The 18,607-nt window shown below is 69.5% G+C and carries 18 protein-coding genes and 1 pseudogene; 4 read left to right on the top strand and 15 right to left on the bottom strand.

Annotation, left to right across the window (positions count from 1 at the left end; genetic code table 11):
• Window positions 1-14: 14 nt before the first annotated feature.
• From ASD69_RS20275 to ASD69_RS20300, 6 genes are all read right to left on the bottom strand, one after another.
• Entirely contained in the window at window positions 15-563 is a 549-nt protein-coding gene (locus ASD69_RS20275; RefSeq protein ID WP_056182930.1) for a GNAT family N-acetyltransferase, read from the bottom strand.
• Window positions 560-1,792, bottom strand: a complete 1,233-nt coding sequence (locus ASD69_RS20280) for a cysteine desulfurase (RefSeq protein ID WP_056182932.1) — start codon at window positions 1,790-1,792, stop codon at window positions 560-562. Before ASD69_RS20280 ends, ASD69_RS20275 begins: the two co-directional genes overlap by 4 nt.
• Window positions 1,789-2,997, bottom strand: coding sequence for a Fe-S cluster assembly protein SufD (gene sufD / locus ASD69_RS20285; RefSeq protein WP_235567284.1), 1,209 nt, complete (start codon window positions 2,995-2,997; stop codon window positions 1,789-1,791). The genes ASD69_RS20280 and sufD overlap by 4 nt, the downstream gene beginning before the upstream one ends.
• Window positions 2,998-3,085: 88 nt before the next feature.
• The gene (gene sufC / locus ASD69_RS20290) at window positions 3,086-3,850 is read right to left on the bottom strand and encodes a Fe-S cluster assembly ATPase SufC (protein WP_056182938.1); all 765 of its coding nucleotides are present in this window, start codon (window positions 3,848-3,850) and stop codon (window positions 3,086-3,088) included.
• Window positions 3,851-4,017: 167 nt separating this feature from the next.
• Entirely contained in the window at window positions 4,018-5,502 is a 1,485-nt protein-coding gene (gene sufB, locus ASD69_RS20295) for a Fe-S cluster assembly protein SufB (RefSeq protein ID WP_056182942.1), read from the bottom strand.
• Window positions 5,503-5,518: 16 nt separating this feature from the next.
• The gene (locus tag ASD69_RS20300) at window positions 5,519-5,989 is read right to left on the bottom strand and encodes an SUF system Fe-S cluster assembly regulator (protein ID WP_056182946.1); all 471 of its coding nucleotides are present in this window, start codon (window positions 5,987-5,989) and stop codon (window positions 5,519-5,521) included.
• A gap of 442 nt (window positions 5,990-6,431) precedes the next feature.
• Here ASD69_RS20300 and ASD69_RS20305 point away from each other — a divergent pair.
• The 4 genes and pseudogenes from ASD69_RS20305 to ASD69_RS20320 form a co-directional block, all read left to right on the top strand.
• Window positions 6,432-6,896, top strand: a pseudogene (locus ASD69_RS20305) (SET domain-containing protein-lysine N-methyltransferase); the annotation flags it as partial.
• Window positions 6,897-7,421: 525 nt separating this feature from the next.
• Window positions 7,422-8,207 (top strand): 3-hydroxybutyrate dehydrogenase, encoded by a 786-nt coding sequence (locus ASD69_RS20310; protein WP_056182948.1) that lies wholly within the window; start codon window positions 7,422-7,424, stop codon window positions 8,205-8,207.
• A 9-nt stretch (window positions 8,208-8,216) separates the two neighbouring features.
• On the top strand, window positions 8,217-9,434 hold the full coding sequence (locus ASD69_RS20315) for a patatin-like phospholipase family protein (protein ID WP_056182953.1): 1,218 nt from the start codon (window positions 8,217-8,219) through the stop codon (window positions 9,432-9,434).
• A 261-nt stretch (window positions 9,435-9,695) separates the two neighbouring features.
• Window positions 9,696-11,951: a DUF5916 domain-containing protein gene (locus ASD69_RS20320; protein ID WP_056182955.1), complete on the top strand. Its 2,256-nt coding sequence runs from the start codon at window positions 9,696-9,698 to the stop codon at window positions 11,949-11,951.
• 10 nt (window positions 11,952-11,961) lie between these two features.
• On the opposite strand, the gene ASD69_RS20325 is transcribed toward ASD69_RS20320, so the two are convergent.
• From ASD69_RS20325 to ASD69_RS20365, 9 genes are all read right to left on the bottom strand, one after another.
• Window positions 11,962-12,921, bottom strand: coding sequence for a DMT family transporter (locus tag ASD69_RS20325; RefSeq protein ID WP_056182957.1), 960 nt, complete (start codon window positions 12,919-12,921; stop codon window positions 11,962-11,964).
• A 55-nt stretch (window positions 12,922-12,976) separates the two neighbouring features.
• Window positions 12,977-13,801 carry an AraC family transcriptional regulator gene (locus tag ASD69_RS20330; protein ID WP_056182960.1) on the bottom strand — a complete coding sequence of 275 codons (825 nt, stop codon included), beginning with the start codon at window positions 13,799-13,801 and terminating at the stop codon, window positions 12,977-12,979.
• A 49-nt stretch (window positions 13,802-13,850) separates the two neighbouring features.
• The gene (locus ASD69_RS20335) at window positions 13,851-14,318 is read right to left on the bottom strand and encodes a putative toxin-antitoxin system toxin component, PIN family (protein WP_056182963.1); all 468 of its coding nucleotides are present in this window, start codon (window positions 14,316-14,318) and stop codon (window positions 13,851-13,853) included.
• 15 nt (window positions 14,319-14,333) lie between these two features.
• Window positions 14,334-15,077, bottom strand: coding sequence for a hypothetical protein (locus ASD69_RS20340; protein ID WP_056182966.1), 744 nt, complete (start codon window positions 15,075-15,077; stop codon window positions 14,334-14,336).
• Window positions 15,074-15,781 carry a hypothetical protein gene (locus ASD69_RS20345; RefSeq protein WP_056182969.1) on the bottom strand — a complete coding sequence of 236 codons (708 nt, stop codon included), beginning with the start codon at window positions 15,779-15,781 and terminating at the stop codon, window positions 15,074-15,076. The genes ASD69_RS20340 and ASD69_RS20345 overlap by 4 nt, the downstream gene beginning before the upstream one ends.
• Before the next feature lies 1 nt (window position 15,782).
• On the bottom strand, window positions 15,783-16,370 hold the full coding sequence (locus ASD69_RS20350; RefSeq protein ID WP_056182974.1) for a DUF1439 domain-containing protein: 588 nt from the start codon (window positions 16,368-16,370) through the stop codon (window positions 15,783-15,785).
• A gap of 177 nt (window positions 16,371-16,547) precedes the next feature.
• Complete coding sequence (locus ASD69_RS20355; RefSeq protein WP_056182977.1) at window positions 16,548-17,258, bottom strand: tellurite resistance TerB family protein; 711 nt, start codon at window positions 17,256-17,258, stop codon at window positions 16,548-16,550.
• A 98-nt stretch (window positions 17,259-17,356) separates the two neighbouring features.
• Window positions 17,357-17,986: a LysE family translocator gene (locus ASD69_RS20360; RefSeq protein WP_056182981.1), complete on the bottom strand. Its 630-nt coding sequence runs from the start codon at window positions 17,984-17,986 to the stop codon at window positions 17,357-17,359.
• A 216-nt stretch (window positions 17,987-18,202) separates the two neighbouring features.
• On the bottom strand, window positions 18,203-18,589 hold the full coding sequence (locus ASD69_RS20365) for a thioredoxin family protein (RefSeq protein WP_200944039.1): 387 nt from the start codon (window positions 18,587-18,589) through the stop codon (window positions 18,203-18,205).
• Window positions 18,590-18,607: the final 18 nt, after the last annotated feature.

Consider the following 18,607-nt stretch of genomic DNA (forward strand, 5'->3'; position numbering starts at 1 on the left):
CCCAATCCCAGTTCTTAAAACAATTTTTCCAGAACTTCGAAACGCAGATCGTCGCGCTTGGGCAAGCCGAAGCGCGCGTCGCCGTAGGGGAACGGCTTGATGATGCCGGTGCGGCGGTAGCCGCGGCGCACGTAGTACGCGATCAGTTCCTCGCGGGCGTCGATCACGGTCATGCGCATCGCCGGCAGCTTCCAGTCCTCGCGCGCGATGCGCTCGGCCTCGTTGAGTACGATCTTGCCGATGCCGCCGCCCTGCAGGTTCGGGCGCACCGAGAACAGGCCGAAGTAGCCGGCGCCATCCTCGACCGCGACATGCGCGCAAGCCAGCAGCTCCGGCGTGCCGCCGTCGGCGCTGGCGCGCTCGGCGATCAGCAGCACGCTGTGCGCGCGGTCGATGCACTCGGAAATGTCGTCGGCGCCGGTGCGGCGGCCGCCGAGCAGGTCGGCCTCGGTGGTCCAGCCGACCCGGCTGCTGTCGCCGCGATAGGCGGACTCGACCAGCGCGATCAGGGCGTCGGTATCGGCATGGGTGGCGGGGCGGAAACTCAGGGGCGTGTCGTTCATGCGAGCAGCGTGCGTACCTTGTTCAAAGCGGCGACGAAGGCGTCGACTTCGTCGAACGTATTGTAGTAAGCCAGCGAGGCGCGGCAGGTCGCCGGCACCCCGAAATGATGCATCAGCGGGTGGGCGCAGTGGTGGCCGGAACGGATCGCCACGCCTTCCAGGTCGAGCAGGGTGGCCAGGTCGTGCGCGTGCGCGCCCTCGACCAGGAAACTGATCACCGCCGCCTTCTCCGGCGCGCGGCCGAAAATGCGCAGGCCGGGCACCTCCGACAGCGCGCGGGTGGCGTAGTCGAGCAGGGCCTGCTCGCGCGCTTCGATGTGGTTCATGCCCAGCGCCGACAGGTAGTCCACCGCCGCGCCGAGGCCGACGAAGCCGGCGATGTTGGGGGTGCCGGCCTCGAACTTGTGCGGCGCATCGTTGAACACCGTGCCTTCGAAGCGCACTTCCTTGATCATCTCGCCGCCGCCGAGGAAGGGCGGCATCTGCGCCAGGTGCTCGCGGCGCGCCCACAGCGCGCCGGTGCCGGTGGGGCCGTTCATCTTGTGACCGGTGATCGCGTAGAAATCGCAGCCGATCGCGGCGATGTCTAGCGCGCGGTGCGGCGCGGCCTGCGAGCCGTCGATCACGCTGACGATGCCACGCTTGCGCGCCTCGCGGCAGATTTCGCGCACCGGATTGACCGTGCCCAGCACGTTGGAGACGTGGGTCAGGGCCAGCAGCTTCACTTCCGGGGTCAGCAGCGAATACAGCTGGGGCAGGTCCAGCTGGCCGAGCTCGTCGATCTCGGCGACCTTGATGGTGGCGCCGGTGCGCTGGGCGACCAACTGCCAGGGCACGATGTTGGCGTGGTGCTCCATGCGCGTGAGCACGATCGCGTCGCCGGGCCGCAGCCGCGGCAGTGCCCAGGAATAGGCGACCAGGTTCAGCGCGAAGGTGGTGCCGCTGCACAGCACCAGCTCGTCGGCGCGCACGTTGAGGAACTTGGCCAGCTTGGTGCGGGCGCCCTCGTAGGCCTCGGTGGCCTCGGTGCCCAGCGCGTGCACGGCGCGGCTGACGTTGGCGTTGTGGCGGCGGTAGAAGTCGTCGACCGCCGCGATCACCGCTTCGGGTTTCTGGCCGGTGTTGGCCGAGTCGAGGTAGATCAACGGCTTGCCGTGGACTTCGCGCGTGAGCAGCGGGAAGTCGGCGCGTACGGCGTTCCAGTCGATGGCGACGGCGGGGGCGTTCATGCGGCAGCGCCCTCGTCCAGGCCGTTCAGGGCCGCGTCCAGACGCGTTTCCAGGGCGGCGCGTAGCTCGGCGTCGTCGAACACGGACAGGGTTTCGCGACAGAACGCCGCCGTCAGCAGGGAGCGCGCCTGCTCGGCGGGCAGGCCGCGCGAGCGCAGATAGAACAGGGCGTTGGCGTCGAGCTGGCCGACGGTCGCGCCGTGCGCGGCCTGGACCTCGTCGGCATGGATCTCCAGCACCGGCTGGGTGTCGATCTCGGCGCCCTCGGACAGCAGCAGGTTCTTGTTCGACAGCATCGCGGCGGTGCCGTCGGCGCCTTCGCGGATCAGGATGCCGCCATGGAAGGCGGCGCGCGAACGGCCGGCGGCCATGCCGCGCCAGACCAGGTCGCAGCGGCTGTCGCGGCCGACGTGGTCGATGCCCAGGCGGGTATCGAGGTGACGCTTGCCGGTCGCCAGCAGCACGCCGTTGGCATGCAGCTGCGCGGCTTCGCCGTGCAGGGCGACGTTGAGTTCGTGACGCGACAGCGCCGCGCCCAGTTCCAGATCGAGGCGGCGATAGACCGACTCGCGCGAGAGCACGGCGTCGGTGCGCGCGATCGACACGGCGCCAGTGGCTTCGTCCTGCACCCGCGCATGCGCGAGCGTCGCGCGCGGCGACAGATGCACGTGACTGAGGCTGTTGCCCAGGTGGCTATGCTCGCCGCCGCCGAGCTGATGCTCGATCACGCTCAGCGAAGCGCCTTCCTGCAGTTCGATCAAGTTGCGCAGATGCCAGGCCGCGTCGCCGCCTTGCGCCGGCGCGCCCACGAAGACCAGCCGTACCGTGCCGCCTTGCGCACCGCTAGCGACCTTGAGCACGGCGCCGTCTTCGGCCAGTGCGGCATTCACGCGGGCGAAGACTTCTTCCGGACGTTCGTAGCGGCGTTCAAGAAAGTTGGAGGCGCGCGCGTCCTCGTCCGCGAGCAATTGCGACAGCGGCTGCAGCGAGACCCCGGCGGCCAGACCGCTCAGGTCGGACAGCGCGTCGTCGTAGCGGCCGTTGTTGAACACCAGGCGCGGCGCCGGAATCGTCGCCAGCAGGGCGGCATCGAAGACGCCGGGCTGCGGTGCGGCATAGCGACGGCGCTCCAGGTTGCGCAGCGGGGTGTACTTCCAGGCTTCGCTGCGCGCATGCGGCAGGCCGGCTTGCAGCGCGGCTTCCATCGCCTGCACGCGGCGCAGGCCGTGGTACTGCTGGCGCGCCAGCAGCGGCGTCAGAGCGTCGGAGAAGGAGTCGAGCAGGGCGCTCATGTCAGGCCACCGCGGTCGGCGCGATGCGGTCCTTGAGCCAGGCGTAGCCGTGCGCCTCCAGCTCCAGCGCCAGCTCCGGCCCGCCGCTCTCGACGATGCGGCCGTCGGCGAGCACATGCACCACGTCGGGCTTGATGTAGTCCAACAGGCGCTGGTAGTGGGTGATCACCAGGAAGGCGCGGTCGGGCGCGCGCAGGGCGTTGACGCCCTCGGCCACGTTCTTGAGGGCGTCGATGTCCAGGCCGGAGTCGGTTTCGTCCAGGATCGCCAGCTTGGGCTCCAGCACCGCCATCTGGAAGATCTCGTTGCGCTTCTTCTCGCCGCCGCTGAAGCCTTCGTTGACGCCGCGGTTGAGCAGTTCGTCCTTCAGGTGCAGCACGGCCAGCTTCTGGCGCACCAGCTTGAGGAACTGGATCGAGTCCAGCTCGGTCTCGCCGCGGGCCTTGCGCTGGGCGTTGAGCGCGGCGCGCAGGAAATAGGTGTTGTTGACGCCGGCGATCTCGACCGGGTACTGGAAAGCCAGGAACACGCCTGCGGCGGCGCGCTCTTCCGGCTCCAGCGCCAGCAGGTCGCGGCCCTGGAAGGTGACCGAGCCCTCGACCACCTCGTAGCCCTCGCGCCCGGCAATGACGTTGCCCAGGGTCGACTTGCCGGCGCCGTTGGGGCCCATGACCGCATGCACCTGGCCCGGCTGCAATTCCAGCGAGAGGCCCTTGAGGATGTCCTTGCCGGCGACGCGGACGTGGAGGTTTTCGATCTTCAGCATCTTTTCGTATCCAGTGGTTGAGCGGCGCCCCGATTGCCGAGAGGCCGCTTTTAGCCCCTCTCCCGCTTGCGGGAGAGGGGTTGGGGTGAGGGCCGCGGGGTCCGCTTGCCCTCATCCGCCCTTCGGGCACCTTCTACCGCGGGCGGGAGAAGGGCAAAGCAACATCGTCAGCCGACCGAGCCTTCCAGGCTCACTTCCAACAACTTCTTGGCCTCCACCGCGAACTCCATCGGCAGTTCCTTGAACACCGACTTGCAGAAGCCGTCGACGATCATCGAGACCGCGTCTTCCTCGCCGATGCCGCGGCTGCGGCAATAGAACAACTGGTCGTCGCTGATCTTGGAGGTGGTGGCCTCATGCTCGACGGTGGCGTTGGGGTGGCGCACCTCGATGTAGGGGAAGGTGTGCGCGCCGCACTTCTTGCCGATCAGCAGGCTGTCGCATTGGGTGTGGTTGCGCGCGCCCTCGGCGCTGCGCTCTACCTTGACCAGGCCGCGGTAGGTGTTCTGGCCGCGGCCGGCGCTGATGCCCTTGCTGACGATCTTGGACTTGGTGCGCTTGCCGACGTGGATCATCTTGGTGCCGGTGTCGGCCTGCTGGCGGTGGTGGGTCAGCGCGACCGAATAGAACTCGCCGCTGGAGTCGTCGCCCAGCAGCACGCAGGACGGGTACTTCCAGGTGATCGCCGAACCGGTTTCGACCTGGGTCCAGCTGATCTTGCTGCGCGCGCCGCGGCATTCGCCGCGCTTGGTGACGAAGTTGTAGATGCCGCCGACGCCGTTCTCGTCGCCCGGGTACCAGTTCTGCACCGTGGAATACTTGATCTCGGCGTCTTCCAGCGCGACCAGCTCGACCACCGCCGCGTGCAGCTGGTTCTCGTCGCGCATCGGCGCGGTGCAGCCTTCCAGGTAGCTGACGTAGCTCTTGTCCTCGGCCACGATCAGGGTGCGCTCGAACTGGCCGGTGCCCATGGCGTTGATGCGGAAGTAGGTGCTCAGTTCCATCGGGCAGCGCACGCCCTTGGGGATGAACACGAAGCTGCCGTCGGAGAACACCGCCGAGTTGAGCGCGGCGAAATAGTTGTCGTGGGTGGGGACCACGCTGCCCAGGTACTTGCGGACCAGGTCCGGGTACTCGCGGATGGCTTCGGACATCGAGCAGAACACGATGCCCTTGTCGGCCAGTTCCTTGCGGTAGGTGGTGCCGACCGAGACCGAGTCGAACACCGCGTCCACCGCGACACCGGCCAGCTTGGCGCGCTCGTGCAGCGGCACGCCGAGCTTGTCGTAGGTGTCGATCAGCTCCTGCGGCACCTCGTCCAGCGAGGCGTACTTGGCCTTGGGCGCGGAGTAGTAGCTCACGCCCTGGAAGTCGATAGGGGCGATGTTGAGCTTGGCCCAGTGCGGCATCGGCATGGTCAGCCAGTGCCGGTACGCGGCCAGGCGCCATTCGGTCATCCACTCCGGTTCGTCCTTCTTGGCCGAAAGCGCGCGGATGATGTCCTCGTTCAGGCCCGGCGGCAGGCTGTCGGATTCGATGTCGGTGACGAAACCGGCCTCGTAGCGGCGGCCCAGCTGCTCGTGGATCTCGCGGTTGGCGAGATCCGCTGCGGCGGGCGCGACGGAGGTCTGTTCGATGATGTCGGTGGCCATGGGGGCTGCCTACTGTCTATGCGTTGGCCAGGCGCAAAGCGATGCGCCTGGTGTCGGGTTCGGGCGGGGGCACGGGCGGGGCCAGCATCTGCGCCAGGGTCACGCTGCGCAGGGCCTCGACCACGACGTCGTTGATGCGGCGCCAGTTGGCGCGCACGCCGCACTGCTGTTCGATGCCGCAATTGCCGGCGTGGACGCTGCACTCGGTCATGCCGAGCGGACCTTCCATGGCCTCGACGATTTCGATCAGGCCGATCTGCTCGGCCGGGCGGGCCAGGCGGTAGCCGCCGTTGGCGCCGCGGAAGCCTTCGACCAGGCCGGCCTGGGCCAGCGGCTTGAGCAGCTTGCTCACCGTCGGCGTCTCCAGGCCGGCGCGCTCGGCCAGCTCGGAAGCGCTGAGCACGGCATCGGGCACGCCGTCCAATTGGGCGGCGAGCACGGTCAGAACGACCGTCGCGTAGTCGGTGAGCTTGGTGACGCGGAGCATCGGCGTGGGTGTCGGTTTAATCCGTACCGGAATTGTACGGTTTCCGGCCCGACGGGGCCAGCGCCCGCATTCAGGCGGTTCAGGGGCGGGGGCGCGCCCCTTGCCGGACGGGGCGTTGGGGCGCTCCGGGCGGGCAGACCGGTTTGGGCGGGTTGCAGCGGGGCGGGACGTGGCGGGGCGAGGGGCGATGGAGCGGCGCTGGGACGGAGATCCGTTCGCGCCAGGTAGGGCGGCAAGCGCGCGTCGAGGCGGCGCAGCCGGGGCTTGCGGCGGCCTTGGGGATATCGACCTGGTCGACGCGACGCGGCATCCCGTGCAGGAGGCGACTCCACGGGGCCGCGCAATGCGGCTCGCGTCGCGTTCGCGCACGCGTCCGCGACCACGATGGCCGCGGACGCGCGTTTGCGGTCAAAATGCGCGGACGTCTCTTCTGGATTACCGCATGCCGCGCAAGATCGCCGCCCGTCGTTCCGCCATCCACGGCAACGGCGTATTCGCCGTCACCCCGATCGCCAAGGGCGAACGCGTAATCGAATACAAAGGCCGCCGCCGCACCCACGAGGAGGTCGACGCGGGCGATTCCGGCGACACCGACTCCGGCCACACCTTTCTGTTCACGCTCAACGACGAGTACGTGATCGACGCCAACTTCGAAGGCAACAGCGCGCGCTGGATCAACCACAGCTGCGCGCCCAACTGCGAAGCCGTGCTGGACGAGGACGAGGGCGACGACCGCCGCCAGGACCGGGTCTTCATCGAGGCCATCCGCGCGATCGCGCCGGGCGAGGAGCTGTCCTACAACTACGGCATCACCCTGGCCGAGAAGCACACCAAGCGCCTGAAGCAGATCTGGGAGTGCCGCTGCGGCTCGGAGAACTGCACCGGCACGATGCTGCAGCCGAAGAAGGACAAGAAAGACAAGAAGAAAAAGAAGAAGGACAAGGACAAGAAGAAAAAGAAGGACAAGAAGAAGTCCAAGAAGGATTGAGTGGGGCGCGCGTCAGCACGGTAGTGCCTGCTTTGGGGTAGGAGCGGCGTCCCACAGGGATTTCCTTGGGTCATGAGCCGCGACCGCGCCTCCTGACCAGCGACGAAGGCGCGATGTCGCGCCGGCACCCATGCCTGCGACGCGTTCGCGGTGTCGCGATCGCGGCTCACGCCGCTCCCACAGGAAGCGCGCTCGCCTGGCGCCGCTCCCACAGGAAGCGCGTTCGCCTGGCGCCGCTCCTGTAGAAAGCGGGCCTCGTTCCTGCGCCGGACACGTCCGCGGCGCGGGGCCGGCCGGCTGGTACCAATGGCCGATGGCCGCCCGCGCCGCGCTCGCGGGACACTGCGGTCCCGCGCCGCAACGCCGCGATAACGCAGGGCGGCGACAATGGCCGCTTTCGCGTCCGCTGCCGGCGCGCCCCCATCCGCATTCCCAGGAGTCGTCATGAGTTCGATCCAAGGCCAGGTCGCCGTCGTCACCGGAGCCGCCAGCGGCATCGGCAAGGAAATCGCCCATGAGCTGGCCCGCGCCGGCGCCGCGATCGCGATCGCCGACCTCAACCAGGCCGGTGCCCAAGCCGTGGCCGACGAGATCGTCGCCGCCGGCGGCCGCGCGATCGGCGTGGCCATGGACGTCACCGACGAGGCCGCGGTCGACGCCGGCATCGCGCGCGTGGTCGCCGAACTGGGCGGCGTCGATATCCTGATTTCCAACGCCGGCATCCAGATCGTCAATCCGATCGAGAACTACGCCTTCGGCGACTGGAAGAAGATGCTGGCGATCCACCTCGACGGCGCCTTCCTGACCACCAAGGCGGTGCTGCCGCACATGTACCGGGGCGACAAGGGCGGCATCGTGATCTACATGGGCTCGGTGCATTCGCACGAGGCCTCGCCGCTGAAGTCGGCCTACGTCACCGCCAAGCACGGCCTGCTCGGGCTGGCGCGGGTGCTGGCCAAGGAAGGCGCCAAGCACGGCGTGCGCAGCCACGTGGTCTGCCCCGGCTTCGTGCGCACTCCGCTGGTCGACAAGCAGATCCCGGAGCAGGCCAAGGAGCTGGGCATCAGCGAGGACGAGGTGATCCGCAAGGTGATGCTGGGCAACACCGTCGACGGCGTGTTCACCACCGTCGAGGACGTGGCCAAGACCGTGCGCTTCCTGTCCGAGTTCCCGAGCGCGGCCCTGACCGGGCAGAGCATCGTGGTCAGCCACGGCTGGTACATGCAGTAAGGTCGCCCGATGGCGAGTCCCCCGGGCAAGCGTTCCTCTTCGGCGCCGCGCAAGACGGCGTCGCGCAAGCGCGCGGCAAAGCCGGCCGGGCTGCCGCCGCCGCAACGCCGCCCCGAACGCACCGCTCTGGTGCTGCAGGGCGGCGGCGCCTTGGGCGCCTACCAGGCCGGGGTCTATCAGGGCCTGGACGAGGCCGGCATCGCGCCTGACTGGCTGGCCGGCATCTCGATCGGCGCGTTCAACACCGCGATCGTGGCCGGCAATCCGCCCGGGCGGCGGGTCCAGGCGCTGCGCGAGTTCTGGGACACGATCTCGCAGCCGACCCTGCTGCCGGCGACCACCTTGGGCCAGGAGGCACGCTACGCCGGTCTCGGCGACGACCTGCGCGCCTGGCTGGACACCTGGGAAGCCTGGCGCGCGCTGGTCGAGGGCCAGCGCGGCTTCTACCGGCCGCGCGGCTGGGATCCGTTGGCGGCCTCAGGTCCGGCCACGGCCAGCTGGTACGACACCGCGCCGATGATCGCGACGCTGGAGCGCATGGTCGATTTCGACCGTCTCAACGACGGCGGCATCCGGGTGTCGGTGGGCGCGGTCAACGTGCGCACCGGCAACCTGGAGTACTTCGATAACACCCAGATGCGCCTGGACGCCCGGCACATCCTGGCCTCGGGCGCGCTACCGCCGGCGTTTCCGGCGGTGGAGATCGACGGCGAGTACTACTGGGACGGCGGCCTGGTCTCGAACACGCCGCTGTCGCAGGTGCTGGCCAGCGAGCCGCGCCGCGACACCCTGGTGTTCCAGGTCGACCTGTGGAGCGCGCAGGGCGAGCTGCCGCAGACCCTGCTGGACGTGGCCGAGCGGCAGAAGGAGATCCAGTACTCCAGCCGTACCCGCCTGATCACCGACATCCAACGCGTGCAGCAGCATTACCGCCGGCTGTTGCGCGAGCTGCTGGAGGAGATCCCCGAGGACGTGCGCCGCCGCAACCCCTGGGCGCTGTACGCGGCCGAACTGGCCTGCGACCGCCGCTACAGCGTGATCCACCTGATCTATCGCGAACGCGCGCGCATCGGCCACTTCAAGGACTATCAGTTCGGCCGGGTCGCGATGCGTGAACACTGGCTGTCTGGTCAAGCCGACATCGCGCGTGCGTTGGCGCATCCGGAATGGCTGGAACTGCCGACCGGCGAGGTCGCGTTCGTATCCCACGACGCCACCGCGCCTTGAAACAAGCGCCCGCGCTCGCGCGCACCGCGACGAGGCAGGATCCGTGCCAACGACGGATGCGCAAACCCTGCCGATGGTTGCCATGACTTTTGCCATGCGGTAACCCGGCGCACGCCGTCTAGGCTTCGCCACGCTCGGGCTGCGCAACCGCCAGGGCCAGCACCACACGCAACCTTTCGGCAGGCGTTCGCATCCCATCGATGCCCGACGCCCGCGCTGCGGTTTGCGGCGGCCAACCCCATCAGTATCGAGGCATCCGCCATGCGCGCACCCCTGACCCTGGCCATCCTCGCCGCGCTCGCCGGCGCCGCGCCACTGGCGCAGGCGGTCGAAATCGACGGCCGCCTCGATCCCGCCGAGTGGGAGGGCGCGCAGCGCATCACCGACTTCCGCCTGACCCAGCCCTTGTCGCGCGCGCCCGCGCCGCAGCCGACCGAGGCGCTGCTGCTGGCCACCCCCGAGGGCCTGGCGATCGGCTTCCGCAACACCCAGCCCAGCAGCATTCCGCGCCGGCGCCAGTTCGCCCAACGCGACCAGGGCGGGCCGATGGACCGGGTCAACCTGTACGTCGATTTCGACGGCGACGGCCGCAACGGCTACAACTTCACCGTGCTGCTGTCCAACAGCATCATCGACACCACCCTCACCAACGAGAACCAGTTCAACGACGACTGGGACGGCGACTGGCGTCACGCCACCAGCGAGGACGACCAGGGCTGGTACGCCGAGATGCTGATCCCCTGGCATATCGCGCCGATGCGCGCGCCCAGCGACGGCAAGCGCACGATCGGCGTGTCGCTGGATCGCGTGATCGGCGCCACCGGCGAGCGCGCCTCGTGGCCGGCGGTGGGCTACACCGAAAGCCGCTTCCTGAGCGCGTTCGAGCGCGTCGAGGTGCCGGCCTACAGCCAGTCCCTGCTCGCGATCACGCCCTACGTGTCCGGCGTCTACGACGCGGTCGGCAAGGGCAGCGATTTCGACGGCGGTGTCGATCTGTTCTGGAAACCCAACGGCCGCTTCCAGCTCAGCGCCACGCTCAATCCCGACTTCGGCCAGGTCGAGAGCGACGAGCTCACGGTCAACTTCAGCGCCACCGAGACCTTCTTCAGCGACAAGCGCCCGTTCTTCACCGAGAACCAGGGCTTCTTCGACGTGCCCTTCGGTTCGCTCAACAACAACAGCCGTCTGATCTACACCCGTCGCGTCGGCGGCCGCAACGACGACGGCGTCGGTTCCGGCGACGTCACCGCCGCGATCAAGGTCAACGGCAGCGCCGGCGGCTTCAACTACGGCGTGTTCGCGGCCAACGAGGCCGACGAGGTCGGGCGCGACTTCTATGCGGTGCGCGCCACCCGCGACTTCGCCGAACAAGGCGTGGGCGCGATGGTCACGCGCGTGAACCGGCCCTTCCTGGACCGCGAAGCGACGGTGTACGAGTTCGACCACCGCTGGACCCCGAATTCGCAGTGGTCGATCCGCAGCACCCTGGTCGGCTCCAACGTCGATCAGGGCGGCGTCGGCGTGCGCGACAGCGGCGCCCAGTTGCGCATGGATTACGACATGGGCAATAGCTGGCGCCACCAGCTGTACATGGTGCACCTGGGGCGCGACCTGCAGCTCAACGACTTCGGCTATCTCGAGCGCAACAACTTCAACTACCTGCGCTACGACCTCGGCCGGCGCGTGACCGACCTGCCGGCCTCGTCGCCGTACGCCGGCCACGACTGGCACTACGCGGTCTCGCGCCGCTACAACGACCAAGGCGTGCACATCGCCGACGCCGGCGCGATCAACCGCCGCAGCGATCTGCGCGACGGCGGCAACCAGTTCGTCGAGATCGCGGCCTGGAGCGCCGGTCACGACGACCTGATCACGCGCGGCAACGGCGTGGTCGACGTGCCCTCCAAGCTGTACCTGTACTTCGAACGCTTCCGCCCGCGTCAGAACGACGGGCGCTGGGCCTTCTACGGCGAAGCCCAGTACGCGGCCGAGGGCCTGGGCGGCATGGACGAGGGCAAGTCGCGGCTGTACTTCGAGCCGCGCTATCACGTCAACGACCGCCTGAGCTTCTTCAGCGGCATGGAGATCTCGCACAACCCGGACTGGCTGCTGTGGCGCGGCGGCAATCTGCTCGGCAGCTTCCGCTCCGACATGATTTCGCTGAACGCCGGTTCGGTGTGGCTGATCGACGACAAGCAGGAACTGCGCGTGCGCCTGGAGGCGATCGGCCTGGACGCGCACAGCCGCCAGGCCTATCGCGTCGCCGCCGACGGCCGCCCGCTCAAGGTCAACGAGTCGATTCCGAACTTCAACCTGCGCAATCTGGGCTTCCAGATCCGCTACCGCTACGAGCTGGCGCCGCTGTCGCACCTGTACATCGCCTACGTGCGCGGCGGCGATCTGTTCGAGGAAGGCCTGAATCTGCAGGGCAGCGCCGGCAGCGAGTTCGGCGACGCCTTCGACCTGCGCGACAGCGAGCAGTTGCTGATCAAGCTGTCGTACCGCTTCGAGATCTGAGGCCCCGTCCTCAGGGCGCGGGTGCGACCGGCACCGGCTTCACCCGCAAAGCCCACAGCACGCCGGCGATCAACAGACCGATGCCCGCCAGGGTCAGCGGGCGCGGCATCGCGCCGCGCAGGATGAAGGCGTAGGCCAGCGCGAACAGGGTTTCGAACACGATCAGCTGCCCGGCCAGCGCGGTCGGCAGGCGTTGGCTGGCTTCGTTCCAGCACAAGGTGCCGACCCAGGACGCGAGCAAACCGATCGCGACCATCAGGCCGATGAAGAACGCCGGCCGCGGGCCGAACGGCATCGCGAAGTCGCTGCCGAGCGCCGCGCTGCCGCCCCACAGCGCGGCGTAACCCAGCAAGGCCAGGGGCAGGGTCGCCAGGCCCTGCGCGGTCGCCCAGGTGCGTGGGTTGCGGCCCGGATGCGCGCGCAGCCAGTCGGCGTTGCGCAGCGGGTACCAGGTCCAGCAGATCAGCGCGCCGATCGCGAGCAGGCCGCCGCTGAGATAGCGCGTGAGGTCGGCGTCCGCATCGTTGAGCAGTGCGTCGAGTTCGACCTGGTTGACGCAGGCGATGCCGGCGCCGATCAGCAGCAGCGACGGCGCCAGCCGCGCCCACGGCAGGCGGCCGTCGCGTTGCGCGTTGCGGCGATTGGCGGCGATCGCGATCACCACCGGCAAGGTGCCGATGATCATGGTCGGCAAGGGGCCGCCGGCGCGCTGGATCGCGCTGGCCAGGCACAGGTAGTAGAGCAGGTTGCCGACCGCGCACAGCTTGAGCGCCTCGATCCAGTCGGCGCGGCCGAGCTGACGCAGGGCGGCGCGGTCGAACCAGGCCAGCGGCAGGGCGATCAGGCCGAAGGCCAGATAGCGGCCGACCGACTGCAGGGCGGCCGGGTACTCCGGCAGCAGCAGCGGGCCGACGAAGACCAGGCCCCAGATCAGGCCGGCCAACAGCGCGTAGAGGGTTCCGATCAGCATGGCCGCAGCATGGCGCGCGCGGGCCGGCGATTCTTGTACGAGATTGCGGCCGCGCTCAGCCGCGCAGTTGCCTGCGATAGCGCGCTGGAGTGATGCCGTAGCGGCGCACGAAGGCGCGGGTCAGATGGGCCTGGTCGGCCAGACCGGTTTCGGCGGCGACCTGGGCCGGCGCGATGTTGTCGGCGAGCCGGCGCTTGGCCTGGTGCAGGCGCAGCGCCATCAGCATCTGCTGCGGGGTGACGTGGTAGTGGTCGCGGAAGCGGCGCAGGAAGTGGAAGGGGCTGAGGCCGGCGACGGCGGCCAGTTGTTCCAGGCTCAGGCGTTCGGCCAGATGGCAGCGCAGGTAATCCAGCACCGGCGCGAAACGCGGTGCGGCCTCGGCGCGCTCGCGTTGCGGCACCCGCGCGTGCGCGCGGAACTCGTCCAGCAGGGCCGCCAGCTGGCTGTCGAAGGCCAGCGGCTCGCGCGCCTGCCATAACGCGTCCAGGCGCGCGCCGATGCGGCGCGCGCGGGCGGGGTCGTGGCGCACCGCCTCGTCGAACCACCAGCCGCTCTCGCCGGTGACCTCCGCGGCCAGGTCGGGATCGACATAGGCCATGCGGTAACGCCAGCCGCCCTCGGTTTCGGCGCGGCCGGTGTGCAGCACGTCGGGGTTCATCAGCACCAGCGAATCCGGCGGCGCCAGGTGATCGCTGCCGCGGTAGCGGAAACGCTCCACGCCCGACTCGATCGCGCCCAGGCCGTAGGCTTCGTGGGTATGCGGCTCGAAGGCGTGGCGGACGATGTGGGCGCGGTACAGCTCGATGCCGCGGCGATGCGCGGGCTGCCGGAACTCGGCGGCGTCGTGGGCGTGGACGAATTGCTCGGGTACGCCTTGCATGGGCCGAGTATCGCATGCGCCGTCGCGCCGGCGCGTGGCGGTCGCGCGGCTAGGCGCGCGCGCTGCGGAACGCGTCCACCCCGGCCCAGGCCTGCGGCGTCATGATCTCGAACAGGCCGGCGCGCGCGTTGCGACGGCCGAGCACGGTCAGCGCATGGTCGCGGCTGAGCAGGCAGCTGGCATCGGCGGCGTACGCGAGTTCGAGGAACTTCTGATCGTCCGGGTCGGCGCAGCGCGGCAGCGCGCGCTCGGGCGGCGGGCGCCGCTCGCTGTCGGCCAGAACGCGCACCACGGCGTCGTAGGCGCGCAGTGCGTCCGCCTGCGTCTGCGCATCCAGGCCGAGCTGGGGATAGGCGAGCACGCGCTGCCATTCGTCGCGGCAGTCGGCGTCGCTGACCGCCTCGACGCGGCCGCTGGCGAGCGCGTCGGCGAGCGCGGCCGCGTGCGGGTCGCGGAACACGAACAGATCGAGGCAGACGTTGGTGTCCAACACCAGCCGCGGTCGCGGCGCCGTCATCGCGTGCGCCACCGCTTACAGATCGTCTTCGCCCGGGAACGAGACCGACAGTTCCGAGATCACGATCCACTGGCCCTGCTCGGGGTACTTGGGATCGTCGCTGGAATACGTGCCTTCGCCGACCGGCGTCTTGCCCTGCGGCACGCCCTGATCGCCGTTGTCGCGCAGGCCCAGGCTGGCGCTGCGGCCGACCTGTTCGTCCTTGCGCGCATCGAGCTTGCCGCCGTGGTAATCGACGATGGTGCCGCCGTAGTCCCACTCCAGCCCGTAGAACGAAATCGGTTTGCCGTTGAGGGCGACCATTTCGGGCAGCGGCATGCCCACGCGCAGGCCGTTGTCCAGCGTCCACTTCGATTGCGGACCGAACACGCGCACCAGCGACAGGCCCTGCAGGCTCTGCTCGTTCTGGAAGTACAGATAGGCGCGACGGGTCGGATCGTCGGGGAACAGGATCACGCCGGAGAATCCCTCGCCCTCGGCGCCGGCCACCTTGCCCAGGCGCACGTTGGCGGCGCCATAGCGCTTGCGCAGTTCGTCGGGGCCGGTGTCGGGCGCGAAATCGCCGGGCAGCACGAAGTCGGCGGCGGTGGCGCTGTCGGCCGCTGCGCTCGCGGCTTGTCCGCTCGCGGGCGCGGCCGCGGCCGGCGCGGGCTTCGCGTCGGCCTGCGCCGCGGGCGCGTTCGCGGTCGGCGCGGCACGCTCGCAAGCGCTCAGCGCCACCAGCAGCAAGGACGGGACCAGCAAGGTGCGCAGCTTCATGGCTTCACTTCCCTCAGATCGGCGCTGCCGATGCGCCAGGCGCGTTGCTCCGGGCCCGCGCCGTCGACCACGGCGCGGCGCAGTACATAGGCGCCGACATACTTGCGCTGGCTGCCGTCGCGCTGGCTCGCGGTCAGCGCCACCGGCACTTCCAGATACCGCGAGCCGGCGGCGGCATCGACACGGCCCGGCGGCAGGATCTCGACCGATACGCCGGTGGTGTCGGCGAAACCGTCGGCGAACTGCTGCGGCGACTGGCCGCTGGCGCGGCCGCCATCGGACCACAGCGCATAGGCGCGGGCGTAACTGCGTGCGTTGATCGCGGCGTAGTAGTCGCGCACCACGGCGACCGCGTCCTGCGGTGTGGGTTCGCCGGGCACGGCGGTGCCGTCCTCGACCAGCGGCGTGCCGTCGTCGGCGATCGGCAGGCTGCCGTCTTCGGGCGTGGCCGGCAGGATCGGGTTGCCGTTCTCGTCCAGCACCGGCTCCTCGACGATGGCGGCGCTGGGCGGGCCGACCTGGCCCGGTCCCGGCTGCGAGGGCATGCCGGTGACGCCGCCGCTGGCGCCCTGCGGCGCCGGCAACAGCTCGCCGGCCTCGCCGTTGGCGGTGCCGGCCTGGGGATCGTCGTGCTTGCCGCAGGCGCCTAGCGCGAATACGAGCAGGCAGGCGGCGAGCAGGCGGTGGTGGCGGGATGCGCGCATGTCAGCGATCGAGGTGGACGACGACGCGGCCGTGTTCGATCTGGGTGCTGCCGATGCGGCGCGAACCCAGCTTGTCGAGCAGGCTGTTGTCGAAGCGGTAGACGGGTTCCTGGCGCGCATAGTCGCCGAGCCAGGCGTTGAGCAGTTCGCGCGAGGCGCCGGTCATCACGCCGCCCAGCTGCGGCACGTCGACGTAGTCGATGCGCGGGTCGCGCAGGTGCAGGCCCTGGGTGGCGGCGTCGTAGCGCAGGGCGCTGGTCAGGGTGAAACGCCCGGATGGGCGCTGCGAGGAACCGCTGCCGAGCGCGGCCAGGCCGATGTCGAAGTCCAGGCGCAGGCGGTCGCCGTCGTCGGGAATCGACAGGCGCGGATTCATCAGGGTCACCGCCACCAGGCCGCCCAGCTTCTCGTAGCGCTTGGGGAAATTGCGGTTCAGGGACTGCTGCAGTTGCGGCGCGGTGAACGCGACCTCGTTGCCGAGGTAGGCGCTGACCGCATTGAGCGTGGAGCAGGCCGCCAGCGTCAGCAGCGCGGCGGCCAGCAGCAGGGAGCGCACTAGAGTGGGGCGGAGGCGGGCTCGGGCGGACATCGGCAAGTTCCGTGGGCGATGCGCGCACGATACCCGGACCGCATGAACGGCGACACAGGGGGATGGCGTGGCCCATCCCCACCCCCGGGTAGGAGCGACGCAAGCCGGCGCCGCTTGCGTTGGCGACGCAGGCGCTCGGTCGCGGCTTGCGCCGCTCCTACCCCAGGGTCTCGAGGCTCAGCCCTCGCGCGCGTCCTGCAACTGCGCTTCCAGGCGCGCCTTGAGGGCGTCGTCGATCTTGAGCTGGCGCGCCAGCTCGTCCAGGTAGGCGCGTTCCATGAAGCTCTGCTCGTCGGCCGCGAGCAGGCTGGCCAGATACATTTCCGAGGCCATCTCCGGGGAGGTGGCGGCACGCGCCACTTCGGCCGGATCCAGCGGCTTTTCGAGCTCGGCGTGCAGCCACTGACGCAGGTTCGGGTCGTTGTCGATGCGGGTGAACTCGCCTTCGATCACTTCGCGTTCGCGCGCGTCGATATGGCCGTCGGCCTTGGCCGCGGCGACCAGGGCCTGGAGGATGGCCTGGCTGTGCAGCTCGGCCTGCGGCGGCGGCAGACGGTCCACGGTCTGCGGTTCGGCGGTGCTGCCGTCCTGTTGCTTGCGGTACTCGCCGTAGGCCTTGTAGGCCAGCACGCCGACCGCGGCCACGCCGCCATACAGGGCCAGCTTGCCGCCCATCTTGCGCATCTTCTTGTTGCCCAGCAGCAGGCCGAGCGCGCCGCCGGCGAGCGCGCCCTTGCCGAAATCCGCATTCAATAGGCCACGCTTTTCTTCCTTGCCCTCGTAACGCGCCGGCGCTTTGCCGCCGCCCAGCAGACTCTCGAGCCCACCGCCGCCAAGGCTGCTCTGGGCGGTCTTCAGCAGCTGGTCGAGCAAGCCCTGGGTTTTCATGCGCGCAACTCCGTCGTTAAGGTCGTGAATTCACGACCTGAGGGCGCAGGGTGCGGGCTTCAAGCGCGCCGGCGGCGGCCGGCGCGGCGCGGTTCACCTCAGCCGCGTTGCTGCACCGCCAGGCGCAGGCCCAGGGCGATGAACACGCTGCCGGTCACGCGCTGCTTCCAGCGCCCGGCGCCGGTGGAGAATCGTCGGCCGAAGCGGCCGACCGCGAAGCTCAGCATCAGGCTGTGGCTGAAGCCGATCAGCGACAACAACGCGCCCAGCACCAGGAACTGCAGCCAGACGTAGCCGCGCTCGGGGTGCACGAACTGCGGCAGGAAGGCCAGGAAGAACAGCGCGACCTTGGGGTTGAGCACGCCGGTGATCACCGAGCGCAGGTAGATGTTGGGCTCGGCTACCGCCGGCGCATCGCTGTCGGCCGCGGGCGCGGTCTCCGCCGGCGCGCGCCAGGCCTTGATGCCCAGCCAGATCAGATAAGCGGCGCCGGCGTACTTGAGCACCTCGAAGGCCATCGCCGAGGTCGCCAGCAGCGCCGACAGGCCCAGGCTCGCGGCCAGGGCGTGGATCAGGGTGGCGGTCTCCAGCCCGAACGCGGCGCGCACGCCGCGCGCGGTGCCGCCGGTCGCCGCCTGAGTCAGGATCCAGGCCGTGCCCGGGCCGGGAATCAGCACCAGCACGGCGGCGGCGACCAGGTAAGCGGCGAGGGTGGCGGTGTCGAACATGGCGGCGGCGTTGCGGGGCGGAATCGCAGTCTGCGCTGTGCGTGGGCGCGCGCCAAGTGCGCGCGGCGGCTTGACGCAGGACTCAGCGTTGCGCACGCCGTACGTCTGTGGGGTAGGAGCGGCGTAAGCCGCGACCATGCGAGCCAGCGCAGGTTCGGTAGCAGACGTAGGTTCGTGGTCGCGGCTTACGCCGCTCCTACCCCAAAGCGGGTGCGGCTAGCCGGTGGCGGCGGTGGGTTCGGCCGCGCGCTGCTTCTCGATCGCCGCGACGAAGGCGTCGGACCCCGGCCATTGGCCGATGCGCCCCAATTTCCTAGCGCCGCGGAACACCAGGAAGGCGGGGACGCCATGCAGGCCGAAGCGCGTGCCCATCTGCGGGTCTTCGTAGACGTTGTCGTGCAGCCACTCGATATCCGGCCAACGGAAACGCTCGGGCGCCAGCAGGATCTGGCCCTTGGCGATATCGCAGTTCGGGCAGTCCTTGCCCCACAGGAACAGGATGCGCAGGCGTTCGTCCTCGGCCAGCGCTTCGTCCAACCGCGCCTCGCGCACCAGCCGCATCGGGAAGGTCCAGAAGAAGCGCGGGATGGTGGTGTCGCTCACGGGCTCATCCTACTCCCG

This window comes from Lysobacter sp. Root604 (genome assembly GCF_001427505.1).
Lineage (GTDB): Bacteria > Pseudomonadota > Gammaproteobacteria > Xanthomonadales > Xanthomonadaceae > Lysobacter.